Below are 14426 nucleotides of genomic sequence, written 5' to 3' on the forward strand. Positions count from 1 at the left end.
GATTTTGGCTTTGCGTTATAAGACGCGGCACCCGCCCGGTGCTTAAGGGTAAAAAACTACTGCGCCACCCCCGCCGAATCGCTCGTGACGGTCGTGATCGTGCCACTCTTCGTGGTATAGGGAATGCTGATCGCATAGCCGGCCAGCCCGAGCAGAATGATCCAGGTGGTCATGATGCCGACCCCGCGGAGCGGATGCGCTGTCTGCTTGTCCATGCCGAACGGATGCAGCACGCGGCCGAGTATATATATAATGCCTGCGGCCCACAGCCATGTCTGGGTTCCGCGGGCGAGTTCGATCAGGGCAATCAGGATCAGCACCAGTGGTGTATATTCGGCGAAGTTGAGATGGGCGCGCATGCGGGCCACCAGCAGCGTATTCCCGCCGTCGCCGGTGAGCACTTTGGCCTTGAGCCGAATCGCCACGATGCGTACCGCAAGCCAGATGTTCACGATCGCGGCAGCGCCCGCGATAGTCAGTGTGATAGGCAGGATCATCTTCCCCTCCGTGATAGATCGGAGGTTGATCTGGCAGGTCGCACCCATACTTGCAACGCGGAGCGAAATCGCTATAGGTCGCGCGCTCGCGACGAGCCCGGCCATAGCGTGACGGGCGCTCGTCGCTTTATTTATTTTGATTTATCTAGTTAGGAATAGGTGCCGACATGGCCGTCCCCAAGAGAAAGACCTCGCCCTCGAAGCGCAACATGCGCCGCAGCCACGACGCGCTGCCGGTCGAGGCCTTTCAGGAATGCCCGAATTGCGGTGAGCTGAAGCGCCCGCACAATCTGTGCAACGCCTGCGGCCATTATAACGGTCGCGAGATCATTTCCGTCGAGGCCTGATCGGGCCATAGGGGGCAATGATTGTGGACAAGGCGCCGCGAATCGCACTCGACGCGATGGGCGGCGACGGCGGGCCGGCGACGATGATCGCCGGCGCTGCAATCGCCCGTGAGCGCGATTCGGCGCTCAGCTTCACGCTGTTTGGGGATGAGGCTGCGATTCGGGCTGAATTGCTGCGCCACCCTATCCTGTCTGACTCGATCGTCGTCCATTGTGACGATGTCATCACCGGGGACGATCGGCCCAGCCAGGCGATCCGGCGGACCAAGTCCAGTTCGATGGGCGCAGCCATCCTTGCCGTGAAGGCGGGAGAGGCTTCTGCTGCGCTGTCCGCGGGCAATACCGGTGCGCTGATGGCAATCGCCAAACTCTCGCTCAGGACGATGCACGGCATCGACCGGCCGGCGCTGGCCGCCTTGTTGCCGACCCTCGGCGACAATGACCTGGTCATGCTCGATCTCGGCGCGAACACCGACTGCGATTCCCGCAACCTCGTCGAGTTCGCGGTGATGGGTGCGGCTTATTCGCGCGTTGCGGTGGGCGTGCAATGTCCCCGCGTCCGGCTGCTGAACATCGGTACCGAAGAGCTGAAGGGCACAGGCGAGCTCAAGGACGCCGCCGCGACACTGCGCGAGCAGACCAGCGGCGAATGGCGGTTCGATGGCTTCATCGAAGCGGACAGGCTGGGCCGCGGCGAGGTCGATGTCGTGGTGAGCGACGGCTTCTCGGGCAATATCGCGCTGAAGTCGATCGAAGGCACGGCGCGATTCATCACCGATCTGCTCAAGCGCGCCTTTTCCAGCTCGATCCGGTCGAAGGCGGGCTTCCTGCTGTCCAAGCCGGCATTCGCGCTGCTGCGCCATCATCTCGACCCCAATAATCACAACGGCGCGGTCTTCCTCGGGCTCAACGGCCTGGTCGTCAAAAGCCATGGCGGCGCCGATGCGAACGGCACCGCCAATGCCATCGGCGTGGCGGTCAAGATCGCGCGGGACGACATCACCCGTCGGATCACCGAGGATCTCGAGCATTTCCGCAGCCGTACCATAGAACGGGAAGACGTAGCGTGACCGTGGAATCGATGCGCCGCGCTGTCATCATCGGCACCGGCTCCGCCTTGCCGCGTCGCTATGTCACCAATGCCGAGCTGGCGGAGATGGTCGACACGTCCGACGAGTGGATCGTCGAGCGCACCGGCATCCATGGCCGCTATATCGCCGGCGATGGCGAGACGACCGCCAGCCTCGCTTCCGAAGCGGCGCGCAATGCGATCGAGGCGGCGGGCATCACTCCCGCCGACATCGGGCTGATCATCCTCGCCACCGCGACGCCCGACCAGACCTTTCCCGCATCGGCCACGATCGTGCAGACGGCGCTCGGCATCAACGATTGCATCGCATTCGACGTGCAGGCGGTGTGCTCGGGCTTCCTCTACGGCCTCACCGTGGCCGACAGCATGATTCGCAGCGGAGCGGCCGACTACGCGCTCGTCATCGGCGCCGAGACGTTCAGCCGCATCCTCGACTGGGAGGATCGCGCCACCTGCGTGCTGTTCGGTGACGGCGCCGGAGCGGTCGTACTGAAGGCCGAGGATGGCGTGCGGGGAATTCTCTCCGCCAAGCTCCACGCCGATGGCCGGCATAATCAGCTGCTCTATGTCGATGGCGGGCCGTCCACGACCCAGACGGTCGGCAAGCTGCGCATGAAGGGGCAGGAGGTGTTCCGCCACGCGGTGACCAACCTCGCCAGCGTGCTGCGCGAGGTGATGGCCACAGCCGGCCTCGAGGTTTCAGATATCGACTGGCTGGTCCCGCACCAGGCCAACCGCCGAATACTCGACGCCACCGCCCGGAAACTGGGCCTCGCCCCGGAGCGGGTGATCGTCACGGTCGACAGGCATGCCAACACCTCGGCCGCATCGGTACCGCTTGCGCTCGATGCGGGCGTCCGCGACGGCAGGGTCAAGCGGGGTGACTTGCTGGTGCTGGAGGCGATGGGCGGAGGCTTCACATGGGGCGCCGCCGCGATCCGCTATTGAAGCCCTTGTAAAACGCCTTTGATTCGCTTCGCCTTAACCGTAAGGTACGCGATACTCACTGTGTTTGGGGGCTGTATGGCGTTGGATCGGGGGACATTGACGCGCGCGGATCTGTCGGAGGAAGTGCATCGCGAAATCGGCTTGTCGCGGGCGGACTCGGCATCTGTGGTCGAGCAGGTGCTCGAACATATGTGCTGTGCGCTGGCCAAGGGCGAGAATGTGAAGATTTCCGGTTTCGGCAGCTTCATCCTGCGCGAAAAGGGAGAGCGCGTCGGGCGTAATCCCAAGACGGGTATCGAAGTGCCGATTGCGCCGCGTCGCGTGCTGACCTTCCGGGCCAGCCAGATGCTCCGCGATAGGATTGTTGCAGGAAATTAAGGCGGCGTTCCAATGAGTTCGGGCGGAGATAAGGCCGAGGATGCATTCCGCACTATCGGCGAACTTTCGGCTGAGCTCGGCATCCAGCAGCACATTTTGCGCTATTGGGAAACGCGCTTTCCGCAACTGCGTCCACTCCAGCGGGCTGGCAATCGGCGCTATTATCGCCCGGCCGATGCGGCATTGGTCCGTCGCATCCACAGCCTGCTGAACGAGCAGGGCTACACGATTCGCGGCGTGCAGAAGCTGCTCGGCCAGAAGTCGTCCGTCGAGCCCGAGGCGCCAGCGCCGCCTTCGCCCATAGCGCCGCAACCGGTGCTGGTGGTCAGCCAGTCCAGCCTGCCGTTCCCCGTTCGAGCCGAACTGATGGCGATTCGCGAATCGCTGATCCAGGCGCTGGCAGCGGATATGGATTGATCTTGCCCCGCGACCATTTCGGGGCGTGAACGCCTAGTTTCGGTCGGGCCCCAGCGCGGGATCAAGATCCCTGGGCCGCACGAACAGCGACAACTGCCCGGTGTTCGGCCGGACATCTTGCCAATGATCGACGTCGAAGCTGATCTCGGCGATGCTGGCGGTAGGGAATTTCTCCTCGACCTGATCGCGGGCGTCGTCGCCCGGCTTGTCAGGCACCATCATCAGCACCAAATCCTCGAGGCCGGGGTTATGACCAACCAGCAGCAGGAAGTCATGTCGGTCGTCGGCTTCGTGAACGACGTCCAGCAACGAGACGGCCGAGGCGAGATAGATGCGCTTGTCCCAGGCCGGGGCGGGGAGTTCACCGGCGCCCTCGGCCAGATACTCGATGGTTTCGACAACCCTGATGGCCGGCGAGGCGACGATATGATCGAAATAGACGTGATGTGTGCGGAGATATTCGCCGACCCGTTGGGCGGCACGTTTGCCCTTCGCATTGAGAGGCCGATCGAAATCGCGCGATACCGGGTCGTCCCAGCCCGATTTCGCGTGGCGCAACAGCATAAGCTTCTTCACTATTCCGGCGCCCTCCCTCGGTCCCGATCAGGTGATGCCCGAAAGATGCGACGGAAGAAAGGGCGGCGTCGGCGCATTTTCGCGGGCCGCGACTCGCGCCACGGCCTCGTCCAGCGTGACCCTCAGAACTGGCACGCCGCCAGGAAACGCCTCCAGCAGGCGTGACGGCGCGGCAGCGCCGAGCAGCACGAAATGGCCGCGATCGGCGGCACTGCGGATCAATCGGCCGAACGCCTGGCGCAGCCGCGCGCGCACGATCCGGTCGTCGAAAACGGACCCCCCGCCGGCGGCCTTGCGCGCCGCGTGCAGGACGGTCGGGCGGGGCCAGGGAATTCCCTCCATCACCACCAGTCGCAACGAATCGCCGGGTACGTCGACCCCGTCGCGCAAGGCATCGGTCCCGAGCAGCGACGCGTGGGGATCGTCGCGGAAGATGTCGACCAGCGTACCTGTGTCGATCGGATCGACATGTTGGGCGTATAGCGGCAGGCCGTCGCGCGCGAGCCGGTCGGCGATGCGGGCGTGGACGGCGCGCAGCCGCGATATCGCGGTAAACAGGCCCAGCGTGCCGCCGCCTGCTGCCGCGATCAGCCGGTGATAGGCCTGGCCGAGCTGGGCGACATCGCCGCGCTTCAGATCGGTGACGACCAGCACCTCGGCATGATTGGCATAGTCGAACGGGCTGGGCACCGCGACATGGCGGGGCGCATGGTCGAGATGGGCGGCGCCGCTTCGGGCATCGGCAATCGCCCAGTCCTCGCCGTCGCGCAGCGTCGCCGACGTGACAACCACGCCGTGCGCGGGCTTGAGCACCGTTTCCGCCAGCGGACGGGCCGGGTCGAGCCAGTGGCGGTGCAGGCCGATGTCATATTCGCGGCCCTCGCCCCTATCGACCGCCAGCCAATCGACGAAGTCGGGATCGAGCGGGCCACCGAGTCGTGCAAGCATCGAAATCCACGCGGCGACCAACTGGCCGCGCTGGGTAAGGCCGGCGATGGCGCCCTCGATCCGCGCCCGTGCCTGTCCATCCAGCCAGTCGGGCGCGTCGTCCATCACGGCCGCCAGCCGCTGCTTCAGCCGCGCCATCGGCCGCATCAGCGATTCGAGCGCCTCGATCGCCGGCTGTGCCGCCTCGATCAGTTCGGGGCCGGGCTCCCCGACGTCGGTTTCGAGTCCATAGCCGGCGTCCTGCGCGCTCGCTCGCGCATAGACCGTCGCGCGCACCGCCGCGAGCAGGCGCTCGACCGGCCCGAGCGGCAGATTTTCCGCCATCCGGCCCAGCCAGCCATCCGCCGGCAGCTGCGTTGCGGCGGCCGATGCCACCTCGATCGCCAGCGCGCCTTCGTCATCATAGCTCGCCACGTCGGACAACCGCGCCGCGAGGCCGCGCCGCCGGCCGCGCGCCTTGGACTCCGGGCCGATGATCCAGCGGCGCAGCTCGATGGCTTCCTGGCCCGTCAGCGCGGCGGCGAACGTCGAATCGGCGGCGTCGAACAGGTGATGGCCCTCGTCGAAGATGATCCGGCCAAGCGGATGGCCTTCGTCGGTGCGGCGCTGGGCCAGGATCATCACCAGCGCGTGATTGGCAATGACGATCTCGGCCGACTCCGACGCTCGCGCAGCGCGTTCGATGAAGCATTTCCGGTAATGCGGGCAGCCGGCATAGACGCATTCGCCGCGCCGGTCGGTCAGCGTAGTGGACCCCGCACGGCGGAACAGCGTGGTTAGCCAGCCGGGCAGGTCGCCGCCGACCATGTCGCCATCGCGGCTATATTGCGCCCAGCGCGCGACCAGCTGGGCCAGCACGGCCGCCCGGTTCTGGAAGCCGCCCTGCAGCGCATCCTCCAGGTTCAGCAGGCAGAGATAATTTTCGCGGCCCTTGCGGACCACCACCTTCTGCCGCCGTTCCAGCGCGTCGGGGAACAGCCGCTTGGTCTCCTGGTCGAGCTGGCGCTGCAGTGCCTTGGTGTAGGTCGAGATCCACACCCCGCCGCCGGACCGCTGGGCCCAGAGCGAGGCCGGGGCGAGATAGCCGAGCGTCTTGCCGATGCCGGTGCCGGCCTCGGCCAGCACCATGTTCGGGCGGCCATCACCGGTTCGCGGATCGAAGGCCCGGGCGTTGACGGCGGCATAATGGCGCTGCCCCTCGCGGATCTCCGCGCCGTTGCCGACCAGCGCGGCAAGCCGATCGAGCGTTTCCTCCTCGCCCAGCATCACGTTGCGCGGCTGCGGGCGCGGCGCGGCCTCGTCCCATTCGGGCAACCGGGCGAACAGGCCGCGCTCGGGCTTCGCCGGCGCGCGCAGTGCCTGGCTTATCGCGGCCGTCCAGGGCCAGCGCAGCCGTCCGAGCGACAGCGCGCTGTTCCAGGCGCCCTTGCGTTCGGCCCAGCCGTTGGGCTCCGCCATCCGCGCGAGCAGGGCACGGGCCGCTTCGAGCAGGAATGCCGGCGCGCGCGCATCGTCGGTCGGAGGCGGCAGGTTCAACGCGCGGGCGAGCCCGGCCGGAGTCGGTACGGCGAAGCGCGCCGGATGCACGAAGGCGAACAGCTCGAGCAGATCGAGGCCGGAAAACTCTGCGATTCCCAGCCGGGTTGCGGTGACCGCGGCGTTGAGCACGATCATCGGCGTCTCGGCCGCGCGCGCCGCCTCGCCCCGCCCGATCCCGCGAACCTCGCCGTCCGGAGAGGCGATCCATATGCCGCCATGGGTGGCGTGGAGCGCGGGATAGGGCAGGGGAGCGGACATTCGCGGCGAATGTAGGGGATCGGGAACGATAGGGGAACAGGTGTCACGCCCCGTTCGTCCGAAAACGCGGATCTCGCGCTGGCCTGCTGCATCCAACGTCGGCCTTCACGCGAAGGCGGCAAGTCCCGGAGCTGGCCTCCCGCTGGCATGATGGTTGTTTTTTGCCGGCCCATCCCGCTACAGACGCGCGATCATGTCAGACAGCATCACTCCCGCCCAGCTGCGCGAAGCCGCGCTCATATCCAAGGCCTGGCCCTATGAAGAGGCGCGCAAGCTGCTCAAGCGCTACGATAAGGGCGCGCCGGACAAGGGTCATGTGCTGTTCGAGACCGGCTATGGCCCGTCGGGCCTGCCGCATATCGGCACCTTCAACGAGGTGCTGCGCACCACCATGGTGCGCCACGCCTATGAGGAGCTGTCGGACATACCGACCCGGCTGATCGCGTTCAGCGACGATATGGACGGCCTGCGCAAGGTGCCCGACAATGTCCCGAACCAGGCGATGCTGACCGAATATCTCGGCAAACCGCTGACCAAGATCCCCGATCCGTTCGGGAAATATGAGAGTTTCGCGCATCACAACAATGCGATGCTGCGGCAGTTTCTCGACCAGTTCGGGTTCGAATATGACTTTCGCTCCTCGACCGAAGCCTATGAGGGCGGCGCGTTCGACGAGGCGCTGAAGGGCATCCTGCGCCATTATGACGCGATCATGGGCGTGATGTTGCCGACCCTGCGCAAGGAGCGGCAGGCGACCTATTCGCCGGTGCTGCCGATCAGCCCGAGGACCGGCATTGTCCTGCAGGTGCCGGTCGAGGTGGTCGACGCCGAGGCCGGGCTGATCCGCTTCCTGGACGAGGGTGAAACCATCACCCAGTCGATCCTGGGCGGCAAGGCGAAGCTCCAGTGGAAGGTGGACTGGGCGATGCGCTGGGTCGCATTGGGCGTCGACTATGAGATGTCGGGCAAGGACCTGATCGATTCGGTGACCCAGTCGTCGAAGATCGCGCGCGTGCTCGGCGCGCGGCCGCCCGAGGGCTTCAACTATGAAATGTTCCTCGACGAGAAGGGCGAGAAGATCTCGAAGTCGAAGGGCAACGGCCTGAGCCTCGACCAATGGCTGACCTATGGCCCGCAGGAGAGCCTCGCCTTCTACGCCTATCGCGAGCCCAAGAAGGCCAAGCAGCTCCACATGGGGGTGATCCCGCGCGCAGTGGACGAATATTGGCAGTTCCGCGGCAATTATCCCGCCCAGCCGATCGAACAGAAGCTCGGCAATCCGGTCCACCACATCCATCATGGCCAATTACCCGAGGGTGAACTGCCGGTGACCTTCGGGTTGCTGCTCAACCTGGTCGGGGTGATGGGCGATGCGTCGAAGGAGCAGGTCTGGGGCTATCTGGCCAACTATGTCCCCGATGCGGATTCGGCTCGATATCCGGAACTCGACCGGCTGATCGGCCATGCGCTCGCCTATCATCGCGATTTCGTCGCGCCGACGCTGAAGCGCCGCAAGCCTGCGGACAACGAAGCGGCGGCGCTGCGCGCGCTCGATACGAAGCTCGCTACGATGCCGGCCGCCGCATCCGCCGAGGATATCCAGAACGAGGTCTATGCGATCGGCAAGGACGAGGCCTTTGGCTTCGCCTCATTGCGCGACTGGTTCAAGGCGCTTTACGAAACCTTGCTGGGCGCCGAGCAGGGGCCGCGCATGGGCAGTTTCATAGCGCTGTACGGCATCGCCAACAGCCGCAAGCTGATCGCCGAAGCCCTCGCCTAGATTTTTGGTATAGGTTGAAACCCTTAGCACTTCCTAAGCGTTTCGCATCCGGTCCATCCCCTTTCGGACTGGCATGGCGTGGCAACGCGCATGTCGGTCGCGCCGTTGCGTATCATGCGGCGCGGCCACGGAGGATGGACACAAAACCTCCCGTTCCATCATGCTGAACTGATTTCAGCATCCACTCTTCCACAGGAGAATGCTCCCAAGTGGAGGAGTAGATCCTGAAACAAGTTCAGGATGACGAAGGAGGATAACAGCCTCCTGCGGAGGCGGCTACCGAGTGGTCTCGATCCAGGCGTCGATCTTCGCCTCAAACACGGTCATGGGCAGCGCGCCGCTGTCGAGCACCTGGGCATGGAAGGCGTGCGGATCGAACTTGGCGCCGAGCGCCTTCTGCGCCAGCGCTTTCTCCTTGAGGATCGTCAGCGCGCCGATCTTGTAGGCGAGCGCCTGGCCGGGGATGGCGATGTAGCGCTCGACCTCGGCGGTCGCGTCGCTCTTACCGATGTTCGAGTGACTGAGCATATAGCCGATCGCCTGGTCGCGCGTCCAACCCTTGGCGTGGATGCCGGTGTCGACCACCAGCCGCATCGCCCGCAACATCTCGTCGGATAGGCCGCCGAACCGCTGATAGGGATCGGTTTCCATGCCGAGCTCCTTCCATAGCGTCTCGGCATAGAGCGCCCAGCCTTCGACGAAGGCGGTGTTGCCGCCGAAGCGCATGAACGCCGGGAGCGCCTCATTCTCCTGCGCCAGGCTCAGCTGGAAGTGATGCCCCGGCACCGCTTCGTGGAGGTAGAGCGTCTCCATGCCCGGCGTGGTGCGCGATTTGAGGTCGTAGGTGTTGTAGTAGAAGGTGCCGGGCCGCGATCCGTCGGGCGTGCCCTGCTGGTAGCTTCCGCCGGCTTCGGTCTTTTCACGATAGGGCTCGACCGCCTTGATCTCGAGCGGGGTCTTGGGGATCAGCGAGAATTGCTCGCGGACGCGCTGGTCGACCCGCTTGCCGATCCGGAAATATTCGTCGCGCAACCACGCCGCGCTGGCCGGCTGGAATTTGGGATCGTCGCGGAGGTAGATGAAGAAGGCGGCAAGACTGCCCTTGTAGCCGACCTGCGTCTTGATCCTCTCCATCTCGCCGGTGATCCGCGCCACCTCCTTGAGTCCGAGCTGGTGGACATCCTCGGCCTTGAGCGGCAGCGTCGTATTGGCCTCGATCAGATAGGCATAGAGCTTGTCGCCGCCCTTCATGCCCGAGAGCCCGACGCTGTCGCGCGCCACCGGCAGATATTCGCTCTTCAGGAAATCGCGGAAGCGGATGTAGGCGGGCCTGATGCCGTCGCGTATGACGGCGGTGGTCTCGGCCCGCAATCGTGCCTGGTCGGCAGGCGGGATCGCCTCTGGAAATTTGGCGACCGGCCCATAGAAGGTCGAGCCTTCGACCCCCTGCGCGATCTGCAGGTCGAGCTGGTCGATCATGTTGCTGACCACCAGCTTCGGTTCGACGACGCCCGATTTCATCCCTTCACGGAAGCGCGCTATCCACAGGTCGATCTTGGCGACATAGGCGCGGTGCCGCTTCAGGTTGTTCTCATAGTCCGCCACCGTCTTGAACGGCGCGGCACCTTCGCCCGAAGCGAAGCCCGGATAGGCGGTGTGGAAGCCGGAAAAATGGTCGACCGGCTGGACTGCGGTGACGGCCAGCAGTTCGGGCGACAGCCCTTCGAGGCCGAGCCTGGTCTGCCATTCGAACACGTCATAGGCGATCTGGTTGGTAGCGGTCAGACGCTTGCGGTCGATCCGCTTGAGCGCGGCGAGGTCGGCTTCCCCGGCGAGGCGCTCGGCCTCGAAATAGGCATCGGTGCCGAAGTCGCCGAGGCGATCGGCATAGCGCATGTCACCGCGGTAGATGGCGCTCAGCGGATTGCGCTTCAGCGAGCCCTCGTCGCTGTCGTGGAATAGCTTGAGGAGGGCGGCGTCCTCGGCGGATGCTGCCGGCATCACCGGCTGTGCGGAGGGCGCGGGAGGCGCGGCGAAGGCGGGCGTGGACATCGCAGCGAGGGCGGTCGCGGCGATGAGAATCGATCTGATCGACATGGGGAGAAAGCATCCTGGATCGGGGGTGTTCCTGTACTATTCTCCCAATACAGTTGATGCAAGAAGCCCGGGCGTTTCCACCCGGGCTGCCTGTGCCGCTCTTACCAGAAGAAGCCGTTGTGGACTTCCAGGACTCGACCGGTGCGAACATTTACCAGCACCACGTCATTGCCGTAGCGCACCCAGCGATTATAGCCGCTCGTGCGCGGCAGGCGATAACGCCACGGGTCCGAAATCACGTAGCGGGCGCTATAATAATGCGGCTGGAAGCGATATCCGGCCGCGACCGGGCGATAGACATAGCCGCGGGGGCCTATATAGGCTGGCCGGCGATAGGCTTCGCGATGCGTGCGACGATAGTCGCGCCAGTCCTCGCGCGCTTCGCGGCGGGCATCTCGCAGGTCCTCGCGCGCCTCGCGCACATCGCGTCGATCGCCGTATCGCTGCGCATCGCGCAGATCCTGGCGCTGCTCACGAACCTCGCGCTGGCTTTGGCGGACCTCGCCCATCGATTGGGCCTGAACCATCGACGGGATGGCGACCGCTGCTATCAGGGCCAATATCACCGGTTTACGCATCGGATCTCTCCTTCACTTCCGAAACTGTGCCGCGGTTCGAACATGGCAGTGCCGCGACGGTTCCGGTGTCGCATGGCCGGCCTGAACCCGACGGGAATGCGATTGTCAGCGAAATGAAAGGATGGGGGTGGCCGTGTCGTAATCCCTGGCTTCGTCTAAACCGAAAGGCCCGGCGACATCGCTGCCGCCGGGCCTCCTCGGCCACTCTCCTTGCCGAACCCTCTAGAAGAAGAAGGAGTAGATGATGTCCACGATTTCGCCGGTCCGGATATCGACCAGCGCTACATCGTCGAAATAGCGGACCCAACGATAGTCGCCATAAGCCGGGGGCAGGCGATAGTAGAAGGGATCGTCAATCCAGTAGCTCGAGCTGTAGACCCAGGGATCGAAGCGATAGCCGGGCGACCAGCGCCGATAGCTGTAGCCATAATGGCCTTGATAGCGCGGCAGCCGGTAGATGTTGCGATTATGGTTGCGGTAATCCTGCCAGCCGTACCGGCGGTCGTTACGCCAATCCCGGTTCCAGCTGCGATCATTGCGGCCGTTCCAGTCCCGCCGGTCGGTCGTCCAGCGGCGATTGCCGTCGAAGCGTCCGTCCCGGTCCCAGTTGCGGTCGCGATCGACGGTGCGGACACCATCACGATCGCCGCGGCGGCCATCGCGGTTCCAGTCGCGGCGTTCGACACTGCGACGATCGACCTCGTTGCCTCGTACCACCTCATTGTTGCGGGCCATGGCCTCCCGGCGCTGTTCCCATCCGCGCGCGCCATCCGCACGGGCCGCGCGATCACGCGCCACGTTGTCGATCCGCGCCTCCGCCGCGCGTGGCGACAGGGTGGGCCGTTCGACGGCTGGGCGCTCCACGGCACGCGCTTCGGAGCGCTGCTGGAAAACTTCTCGGCGCGACTCGGCCGGTGCCGCCGCGGGCCGATCGCCGCCGCCGCGTTGCCAGCCGCCCTCGCGGCCGCCGCGCTGCCAGCCACCGCCCTGCTCGCCACCGCGATCACGGCCGCGTTCCTGGGCCTGTGCCGCAATCGGCGTCAGCATCGCCGCGCCCAGCAACAAGCCGATCATGGTCCTCGAAAGGTTACGCATCGGAACTACTCTCCACATGGGCGGCCAGATGCCGACCTCTTTCCGTGTTGCTACGCCTTGTCGACTGAGTCCCGGCTGAACCCGATCGTCAGCAACCAGAAAGAATCGGGAACTCAGCCACCAGCCTTTCCGGCAAGCGCCGGTATGGCACGCGCGGCGTCGGCGGGATCGATGCCGGGTGGCGGCGCCGCCGCTATCGTCTCGCCGCCGGCAAGGACGCGGCCAGCACGCCGCACGGCGCGGCGAATGCGCGTATAGGTGCCGCACCGGCAGAGATTCGTCATCGCCCCGTCGATCTCGGCGTCGGTCGGGCTATGGTTCTTTTCCAGGAGCGCGGCTGCCGCCATGATCATGCCGGACTGGCAATATCCGCATTGCGGCAGGTTTTCCGCCACCCAGGCCTGTTGCACGGCATGGCTGCGATCGAGCGACAGCGCCTCGATGGTCGTGACGAAGCTGCCTTCGATCGAGCCGATCGGCACCTGGCAGGAGCGCACCGCCGCCCCGTCGACATGCACGGTGCAGGCACCGCAGAGCCCGGCGCCGCAGCCATATTTGGTGCCGGTCAGGTTCGATGCATCGCGCAACGCCCAGAGCAGCGGGGTCGCAGGGTCCATCTTATAGTGGATCGGCTGGCCGTTGACGGTGAATCTTGTCATGCCCCATCATAGCGGAAGCTGGCGGCTGCACAGCGCAAAAAAACGCAGCGAGGCTTGAAGAATCAAAGGGCCACTGGTAGGGGCGGCGCTTCACGGCGCGGAAGGACTTTCGCGGCGACACGCTGTTTTGCGTTGAAGCTGGAGACACCGTCGGATCGGCGGCGTGGATGGTTGGCTCCGCAAATGATTGGAGAATTGGGTTTTTTATGCAGATCATCGTTCGCGATAACAATGTCGACCAGGCGCTGCGCGCACTCAAGAAGAAGCTGCAGCGCGAGGGTGTCTATCGCGAGATGAAGCTGCGCCGCCATTATGAGAAGCCGTCGGAAAAGCGTGCGCGCGAACGCGCCGCCGCCATCCGCCGCGCCCGCAAGCTCGAGCGCAAGCGCATGGAGCGCGACGGCGTCCGGTAAGATAGTGGCGTAACCGGCGCCCGGGCCCGCCGGGCGGCGGCAGTTCATAAATGCTAGAGAGAGCGAGCCGCCTATGTCGGAAGTGACCGCCGTTCCCCTTCGTCCGATCACGAAGGGTTCGCTCGTCAAGCTATGGATCGGCGTAGCGGCAGTGATCGCGATCGCCATTTTCGCGGCCTATCAGGGCACGGCCAAGCAGGTCGCGATGGCAACGTCGCCCGACGAATTTCTCGCGAACAACGGCAAGCAGAGCGGCGTCGTGACGCTCCCCTCCGGCCTCCAGTACGAGATTCTCAAGGAAGGCAGCGGTCCCAAGCCCGGTCCGAGCGACGTCGTGCTCGTCGATTATGAGGGCAAGCTCGCCAACGGCGAGGTGTTCGACTCGAGCGCCCGCCATGGTGGCCCGCAGCCACTGCCGCTTCAGGGCATGATCCCGGGCTGGACCGAGGGACTGCAGCTGATGAACACCGGTTCCAAATATCGTTTCTGGATGCCTCCGGCACTCGGCTTCGGCGAGACGGGTGCGCCGCCGAAGATTCCCGGCAACGCGCTGGTCAGCTTCGACGTGACGTTGAACGCGATCATGCCGCCGCAGGCTCTGGGGATGGGCGGGATGCCGCCGGGCCATGGCGGGATGTAGTCCGCCAGGTTCCAGGACTAGGCTGAATCGACATTCAGCACCAGAAGCTGAGGGCAGCGAGGCATAGGCTAGCGAGATAGTTTTGCGGGATGCGATCGTATCGTGTGGCGATACGGCGTAGCTGCTTGAGTTTACCGATGGTCCGTTCGATGCGATTGCGCAGCTT

At 65.0% G+C, this 14426-nt stretch carries 15 protein-coding genes; 8 read left to right on the forward strand and 7 right to left on the reverse strand.

The window, feature by feature from the left end; all coding sequences use genetic code 11:
* Positions 1–56: 56 nt before the first annotated feature.
* Positions 57–497: an MAPEG family protein gene (locus tag AC1DQK_RS17635; protein ID WP_477872894.1), complete on the reverse strand. Its 441-nt coding sequence runs from the start codon at positions 495–497 to the stop codon at positions 57–59.
* Positions 498–664: 167 nt separating this feature from the next.
* Here AC1DQK_RS17635 and rpmF point away from each other — a divergent pair, with 167 nt between their 5' ends.
* The 5 genes from rpmF (at position 665) to AC1DQK_RS17660 (ending at position 3677) form a co-directional block, all read left to right on the forward strand.
* Complete coding sequence (rpmF, locus tag AC1DQK_RS17640) at positions 665–844, forward strand: 50S ribosomal protein L32 (RefSeq protein ID WP_340314678.1); 180 nt, start codon at positions 665–667, stop codon at positions 842–844.
* Between the two features lie 23 nt (positions 845–867).
* On the forward strand, positions 868–1914 hold the full coding sequence (gene plsX, locus AC1DQK_RS17645; RefSeq protein ID WP_477872939.1) for a phosphate acyltransferase PlsX: 1047 nt from the start codon (positions 868–870) through the stop codon (positions 1912–1914).
* An 11-nt stretch (positions 1915–1925) separates the two neighbouring features.
* Positions 1926–2882, forward strand: coding sequence for a beta-ketoacyl-ACP synthase III (locus AC1DQK_RS17650; RefSeq protein ID WP_477872941.1), 957 nt, complete (start codon positions 1926–1928; stop codon positions 2880–2882).
* A 75-nt stretch (positions 2883–2957) separates the two neighbouring features.
* A complete protein-coding gene (locus AC1DQK_RS17655) occupies positions 2958–3260 on the forward strand; it encodes an integration host factor subunit alpha (protein ID WP_340314674.1) in 303 nt (100 codons plus the stop codon).
* 12 nt (positions 3261–3272) lie between these two features.
* Positions 3273–3677, forward strand: coding sequence for a MerR family transcriptional regulator (locus AC1DQK_RS17660; protein ID WP_477872897.1), 405 nt, complete (start codon positions 3273–3275; stop codon positions 3675–3677).
* A 33-nt stretch (positions 3678–3710) separates the two neighbouring features.
* Here the strand turns inward: AC1DQK_RS17660 and AC1DQK_RS17665 are convergent, their stop codons facing one another.
* Positions 3711–4253 carry a SixA phosphatase family protein gene (locus tag AC1DQK_RS17665; protein ID WP_477872899.1) on the reverse strand — a complete coding sequence of 181 codons (543 nt, stop codon included), beginning with the start codon at positions 4251–4253 and terminating at the stop codon, positions 3711–3713.
* Between the two features lie 27 nt (positions 4254–4280).
* Complete coding sequence (locus AC1DQK_RS17670; RefSeq protein WP_477872901.1) at positions 4281–6998, reverse strand: ATP-dependent DNA helicase; 2718 nt, start codon at positions 6996–6998, stop codon at positions 4281–4283.
* Between the two features lie 193 nt (positions 6999–7191).
* Here AC1DQK_RS17670 and AC1DQK_RS17675 point away from each other — a divergent pair, with 193 nt between their 5' ends.
* A complete protein-coding gene (locus AC1DQK_RS17675; RefSeq protein ID WP_477872903.1) occupies positions 7192–8778 on the forward strand; it encodes a lysine--tRNA ligase in 1587 nt (528 codons plus the stop codon).
* Positions 8779–9054: 276 nt separating this feature from the next.
* On the opposite strand, the gene AC1DQK_RS17680 is transcribed toward AC1DQK_RS17675, so the two are convergent.
* The 4 genes from AC1DQK_RS17680 to AC1DQK_RS17695 form a co-directional block, all read right to left on the reverse strand.
* Positions 9055–10875: a DUF885 domain-containing protein gene (locus AC1DQK_RS17680; RefSeq protein WP_477872905.1), complete on the reverse strand. Its 1821-nt coding sequence runs from the start codon at positions 10873–10875 to the stop codon at positions 9055–9057.
* A gap of 101 nt (positions 10876–10976) precedes the next feature.
* The gene (locus tag AC1DQK_RS17685) at positions 10977–11453 is read right to left on the reverse strand and encodes an RcnB family protein (protein WP_477872907.1); all 477 of its coding nucleotides are present in this window, start codon (positions 11451–11453) and stop codon (positions 10977–10979) included.
* A 222-nt stretch (positions 11454–11675) separates the two neighbouring features.
* A complete protein-coding gene (locus tag AC1DQK_RS17690; RefSeq protein WP_477872909.1) occupies positions 11676–12548 on the reverse strand; it encodes an RcnB family protein in 873 nt (290 codons plus the stop codon).
* A 113-nt stretch (positions 12549–12661) separates the two neighbouring features.
* Positions 12662–13207, reverse strand: a complete 546-nt coding sequence (locus AC1DQK_RS17695; protein WP_477872911.1) for a (2Fe-2S)-binding protein — start codon at positions 13205–13207, stop codon at positions 12662–12664.
* Positions 13208–13413: 206 nt separating this feature from the next.
* Between AC1DQK_RS17695 and rpsU the strand changes: the two genes are divergently transcribed.
* The gene (gene rpsU, locus AC1DQK_RS17700) at positions 13414–13620 is read left to right on the forward strand and encodes a 30S ribosomal protein S21 (RefSeq protein WP_029548939.1); all 207 of its coding nucleotides are present in this window, start codon (positions 13414–13416) and stop codon (positions 13618–13620) included.
* Positions 13621–13693: 73 nt separating this feature from the next.
* Positions 13694–14260 carry an FKBP-type peptidyl-prolyl cis-trans isomerase gene (locus AC1DQK_RS17705; protein WP_477872913.1) on the forward strand — a complete coding sequence of 189 codons (567 nt, stop codon included), beginning with the start codon at positions 13694–13696 and terminating at the stop codon, positions 14258–14260.
* The last annotated feature ends 166 nt before the right edge of the window (positions 14261–14426 follow it).

The sequence above is a fragment of the Rhizorhabdus sp. P4_G5 genome (assembly GCF_056401065.1).

What these genes read in the sequence shown, in the direction of transcription:
- AC1DQK_RS17635 (WP_477872894.1), bottom strand. Translation starts at nt 497, where the DNA reads ATGATCCTGCCTATCACACTGACTATCGCGGGCGCTGCCGCGATCGTG.
- rpmF (WP_340314678.1), top strand. Translation starts at nt 665, where the DNA reads ATGGCCGTCCCCAAGAGAAAGACCTCGCCCTCGAAGCGCAACATGCGC.
- AC1DQK_RS17650 (WP_477872941.1), top strand. Translation starts at nt 1,926, where the DNA reads ATGCGCCGCGCTGTCATCATCGGCACCGGCTCCGCCTTGCCGCGTCGC.
- AC1DQK_RS17655 (WP_340314674.1), top strand. Translation starts at nt 2,958, where the DNA reads ATGGCGTTGGATCGGGGGACATTGACGCGCGCGGATCTGTCGGAGGAA.
- AC1DQK_RS17660 (WP_477872897.1), top strand. Translation starts at nt 3,273, where the DNA reads ATGAGTTCGGGCGGAGATAAGGCCGAGGATGCATTCCGCACTATCGGC.
- AC1DQK_RS17670 (WP_477872901.1), bottom strand. Translation starts at nt 6,998, where the DNA reads ATGTCCGCTCCCCTGCCCTATCCCGCGCTCCACGCCACCCATGGCGGC.
- AC1DQK_RS17675 (WP_477872903.1), top strand. Translation starts at nt 7,192, where the DNA reads ATGTCAGACAGCATCACTCCCGCCCAGCTGCGCGAAGCCGCGCTCATA.
- AC1DQK_RS17680 (WP_477872905.1), bottom strand. Translation starts at nt 10,875, where the DNA reads ATGTCGATCAGATCGATTCTCATCGCCGCGACCGCCCTCGCTGCGATG.
- AC1DQK_RS17685 (WP_477872907.1), bottom strand. Translation starts at nt 11,453, where the DNA reads ATGCGTAAACCGGTGATATTGGCCCTGATAGCAGCGGTCGCCATCCCG.
- AC1DQK_RS17690 (WP_477872909.1), bottom strand. Translation starts at nt 12,548, where the DNA reads ATGCGTAACCTTTCGAGGACCATGATCGGCTTGTTGCTGGGCGCGGCG.
- AC1DQK_RS17695 (WP_477872911.1), bottom strand. Translation starts at nt 13,207, where the DNA reads ATGACAAGATTCACCGTCAACGGCCAGCCGATCCACTATAAGATGGAC.
- rpsU (WP_029548939.1), top strand. Translation starts at nt 13,414, where the DNA reads ATGCAGATCATCGTTCGCGATAACAATGTCGACCAGGCGCTGCGCGCA.
- AC1DQK_RS17705 (WP_477872913.1), top strand. Translation starts at nt 13,694, where the DNA reads ATGTCGGAAGTGACCGCCGTTCCCCTTCGTCCGATCACGAAGGGTTCG.